Raw genomic sequence first — 4,174 nt, 5'->3', positions numbered from 1 at the left:
GGCGGCGGCGGCGGCGATCGGGTGGCGGGCGCACCGGCTGTCGCTGGGCGTGACCGAGGGGGTCGCGGAACTCGGCGCGGGCGATACGCTTTGGCTGGAATGCAACGCCGCCGAGCTGAACGGGGTCAGCTTCGCCAAGGGCTGCTATGTCGGGCAGGAGAACACCGCGCGGATGCATTACCGCGCGAAGGTCAACCGGCGGTTGTTCGTGATGCCGCTGGGCGAGGCGGGGGAGCGGACGCGGGTAGCGTATCCCGATCTCGGGCTGATGGTCGAGTGGCGGCGGGTCGAGGATCGCGGCGCGGCGATCGTGCCGGATTGGCTTGCGGGGGCGTTGGTAGCGTCGGACTGAGCTGGTTTCCTCCACCCCGGCGAAGGCCGGGGCCCAGGTGCGAGCCGATTGCGGCGGCGCGGTGCCCTTCGTTACATCGACCTTGGCAACTGGGCCCCGGCCTTCGCCGGGGTGGAGGCAGGGTTTGGCTATCCCAGATACCCCAGCATCCGCACCGCGGCATCATATCCTTCGCGCCGCCCCGCACGGTCCGCGGTGGCGAGCGCGTCCTCGCCCCACATCTCGACCGACCACAGCTCGTCCACCATCGCCGCGGTCCACGCCGTCCCCGCATCCGCCGCGCCCTCGAGCAGCGCCAGCGCCGCGACCAGCGATCCGGTGAGCGTCACGATCGGCGACAGCGCGGCCAGCGCGAACGGCGATTGCGCCGCCACCGCGCCGTGAAGCCGCTCGATCGTCGCCGCCGGTTGGGGTCGGTGCATCACCCCGGCGACGGTCTCGAAATGCACGTCGTACCGCGTCCGCGCCCAGTCGAGCAGCGGGTCCCACGCCGCCGCCTGCCGCGCCGCAAGCAGGTCGGGCGTCGCCGCACGATAATAGAGCAGGTCGCTTTCGCCATATTTGGCAAGCCCGGCGGCGAAGATAGCGGGATCCGGCGCGATCCGGTCGATCGCCGCATTCGCCATACCGGTCAGCGGCATCGCGCGCGGATCGATCGCATCGGCGACCGCGCGCCATTCGTCCGCCACCGCATCGGCCAGCTTGTCGGTCGGCATCAGCAGCGGCATCCGCCCCGGCGTGCGCACCGGCCGTCCGTCGAGCGCGACGCCGCGGTCGGGCGTCACTGTCACCGCTGTCCAGAAACGCTTCATGGCCCGGGCGGCGAGCGCCAGCGCTCGACCAGCGCGCGCGGCACCACCGCCATCATGAACAGCGCGGAGAGGATGATCGCGATCCCCAATATCTTCGGCCCCCAGGCGACAGCCCGCCCCGCCAGCACCAGCCCGAACACCGCCCCGGCGGCGGCGGCGATGCGGACGATCGCGATGATCGCCCAGCGCCCCTCCGCCGGATCGCGCGCGCTCATGCCGCCAGCAACCCGGGCAAGGCCGCGACTTCGGTCGCGACGACATCGGCCCCCGCCGCGATCAGCTCGTCCGCGCCGTGATAGCCCCACGCCACGCCGACCGCGCGGACGCCCGCCGCCTTCGCCATCGCCATGTCGAAACTCGTATCGCCGATCATCACGCTATCCTCCGCCGACGCGCCCACCTCCGCCATCGCCGCGGTCAGCATCGCCGGGCTGGGCTTGGACGGATGCCGATCCGCGGTCTGCAACGTCGCGAACCGATCTGCGATGCCGTGTTCGGTCAGGATATGCGCCAGCCCGCGATCCGACTTGCCCGTCGCGACCCCCAATACCCATCCGTTGGAGCGTAACCGGTCGAGCACATCGACGATCCCGTCGAACAGCGGCTCTTCCGCCAGCGCACCGCTGGTCCTGAGGTCGTGGAAGGCCGCCTTGTACTCCGCCGCCAGCCGCTCATGGATCATATGGTCCCCACCCGGCAGCAACACCCGCATCGCCTCGACCAGGCTCAGCCCGACGATCCGCCGGATCGCGTCGCGCGGCGGCGGCGTCAGCCCGGCGTCCGCGAACGCCCGTTCCGCCGCGACGCAGATATTCGCCTGGCTGTCGGCCAGCGTCCCGTCGCAATCGAAGACGGCGAGGCGGATCATGCACGCATCGCTGCGGCGAGCGCCACATTGCCCTCGCGGTCCAGCCCGGCGATCACGCCCGCGCGGTCGGCATCGCTCTTGTTCTGGCTGCGCTTGTCCGTCGTCCGCGTCGCCGCGACCGTCACCCCAAAGCCACGGATGCCGCCCAGCATCCGGCGGAACAGGGCATCGTCCATCTTGTCCCGCGTCCACGGCCTGTCGTGCGGCTCGTGGTTCGCGGCCAGCGCGTCGAGATGTTCGACCAGATCGTCGTCACCGACCGGAGCGGCCTGCCCGTCGATCTCGACCGCGACATAATTCCACGTCGGTACCTGATCGCCGGGCCGTTCGTACCAGTTCGGGCTGATATAGCCCTGCGGCCCGACCACGCTCAGCAGCACGATCGCGCCGTCCAGATGGCGCGCGATCCGGTTCGCGCGCGCGACGTGGAAGCGCAGGCTAGCGCCGTGGCGCGTGACCGGCGCGTGGACGACCATCGGTGCCTCCGGCGTACCGGCAAAGACATGGGCGAAGCCGGTCACCGCGGCCTGGTCGAGCGGGTCCGCGTCGCTGCGAAAGGCGCGGGCCGGGTGCATCAGCGCTTCTTCGCCCTGTGCGCAGTGTTCACAGCCACTTCCTGCCCGGGCAACCTTCGGCTTTGATGAAGTCGATAGAGACAACCCGGTCCGTGCCTGACAATTGCCAATGGTTCGCCGCATTCACCCACCAGCCGCAGGGCAGACGAACCTGCAACATATTACGTGATACCCATCGATAGACCAGATCGCGGTCGTCCGTTCCGGTTGCGATGATGACGGTGCCGCGCAACGGGTTTCCGCCAGCAGCCGTCAGCGTGATCGCGTAGGTATTGCCTGCCAGCGGACCCGGAGCATCGATGACATAGGCCGCCAAAACGCCACCGTCCGGCGATGCCCGTGAGGACCCAATATCGGTAAAGGGCGCACCGACGCCGAGAATGCGACCCATCTGGAAACAGCCGCCAAGCAGCGTGGCTGGCAAAAGACCGCAAACGGTCAAGAACAGCCGATATTTCATCGCCTCTTCGTCCCGCCGCTCCCGCCCGCCGGGGAACGCGACCGCGGGCTGCCGTCGCGGGTCCGCCCCGGGCGACCGCCGTCGCCCAGCTTCCCGCGGCCGGTGCCGGTCGCCGGCTTCGCCTTCGCTGCCGATGGGCGTGCGCGCTTCAGGGCGGCGGGTGCTGCCGCGCGCGGCTCCTCGCCTTCCCCGCGTCGACGCCGTTCGCCACGGTTTTCCTTGCGGACGCCCTTGGCATGCGCCTTGGCGCGCTGCTTTTCCTCCGCCTTGGTCGGCGCGACCCGCTCGTCCATCGGCATCATGTTGCCGAGCATCTCGTCGAAGCCGAGTTGCTTGAGACTCTCGGCGAAATGCGTCGGCAATCCGGCCTGCACGTCGATTTCGCCGCCATCGGGGTGATCGACGCGGATCCGCCGTGCATGCAAGTGCATCTTGCGGCTGATCCCCCCGGTCAGGAACGCCGCCGCGCCGCCGTACTTGCCGTCGCCGACGATCGGGTGGCCGATCGCCGCCATGTGGACGCGCAGCTGGTGGGTGCGGCCGGTGAAGGGCTGGAGTTCGACCCAGGCGGTCCGGTTGCCCGCGCGTTCGATCACGCGGTAGCGGGTACGCGCAGGGGAACCCTCGCTCTCGTCGACCATCATCTTCTCGCCGCCGGTGCCCGGCTGCTTGCCGATCGGCAGCTCGATCATCCCGTCCTCGATCGAGGGGACGTCGACGATCAGCGCCCAATACACCTTGCGCGCGGTGCGGCCCGAGAATGCCTTGGCGAAGAACGCCGCGGCGCGGGCGGTGCGCGCGATCAGCAGCGCGCCCGACGTGTCCTTGTCGAGCCGGTGGACCAGCTTCGGTCGGCCCTCGTTATCGTAGCGCAGCCCGTCGAGCAGCCCGTCGACATGCGCGGTGGTCTTCGTGCCGCCCTGTGTCGCAAGCCCCGGCGGCTTGTTGAGGACGAAGGCCTGCGCGTCCTGGTGGATCACCATCTCGCGCGCCATTGCGACTTCGTCGTCGGACAGCGGGGCGCGCTCGCGCTCCGGCGTCGCGGCGGGGCGGACCGGTTCGGGCGGCGGCACGCGCAGCGTCTGCCCCGCCTCCAGCCGGTCGCCG

At 70.1% G+C, this 4,174-nt stretch carries 7 protein-coding genes; 1 reads left to right on the top strand and 6 read right to left on the bottom strand.

Translation table 11 applies throughout. The annotated features are described in order from the left end of the window. Window positions 1-352 (top strand): CAF17-like 4Fe-4S cluster assembly/insertion protein YgfZ (ygfZ, locus tag HUU99_RS15245; RefSeq protein ID WP_174287423.1); only part of this gene is annotated, 352 nt, incomplete at its 5' end. 128 nt (window positions 353-480) lie between these two features. On the opposite strand, the gene HUU99_RS15240 is transcribed toward ygfZ, so the two are convergent. The 6 genes from HUU99_RS15240 to HUU99_RS15215 all read right to left on the bottom strand — a co-directional run. Further along, the gene (locus HUU99_RS15240) at window positions 481-1,164 is read right to left on the bottom strand and encodes an ATP12 family chaperone protein (protein WP_174287422.1); all 684 of its coding nucleotides are present in this window, start codon (window positions 1,162-1,164) and stop codon (window positions 481-483) included. Continuing rightward, entirely contained in the window at window positions 1,161-1,379 is a 219-nt protein-coding gene (locus HUU99_RS15235) for a hypothetical protein (protein ID WP_174287421.1), read from the bottom strand. Before HUU99_RS15235 ends, HUU99_RS15240 begins: the two co-directional genes overlap by 4 nt. Beyond that, complete coding sequence (locus tag HUU99_RS15230) at window positions 1,376-2,032, bottom strand: HAD-IA family hydrolase (RefSeq protein WP_174287420.1); 657 nt, start codon at window positions 2,030-2,032, stop codon at window positions 1,376-1,378. The genes HUU99_RS15235 and HUU99_RS15230 overlap by 4 nt, the downstream gene beginning before the upstream one ends. Beyond that, window positions 2,029-2,607 carry an FMN-binding negative transcriptional regulator gene (locus HUU99_RS15225; protein WP_174287419.1) on the bottom strand — a complete coding sequence of 193 codons (579 nt, stop codon included), beginning with the start codon at window positions 2,605-2,607 and terminating at the stop codon, window positions 2,029-2,031. Before HUU99_RS15225 ends, HUU99_RS15230 begins: the two co-directional genes overlap by 4 nt. Window positions 2,608-2,635: 28 nt before the next feature. Next, the gene (locus HUU99_RS15220; protein ID WP_174287418.1) at window positions 2,636-3,067 is read right to left on the bottom strand and encodes a hypothetical protein; all 432 of its coding nucleotides are present in this window, start codon (window positions 3,065-3,067) and stop codon (window positions 2,636-2,638) included. Beyond that, window positions 3,064-4,174: RluA family pseudouridine synthase (locus tag HUU99_RS15215; protein WP_174287417.1), on the bottom strand; the 1,111-nt coding region annotated here is incomplete at its 5' end. The genes HUU99_RS15215 and HUU99_RS15220, both read right to left, overlap by 4 nt.

This window comes from Sphingomonas bacterium, assembly GCF_903642285.1.
Classification (GTDB): domain Bacteria; phylum Pseudomonadota; class Alphaproteobacteria; order Sphingomonadales; family Sphingomonadaceae; genus Sphingomonas.
Note: the sequence above shows the minus strand (reverse complement) of the source record. Positions and strands in the feature narration are given on the sequence as shown.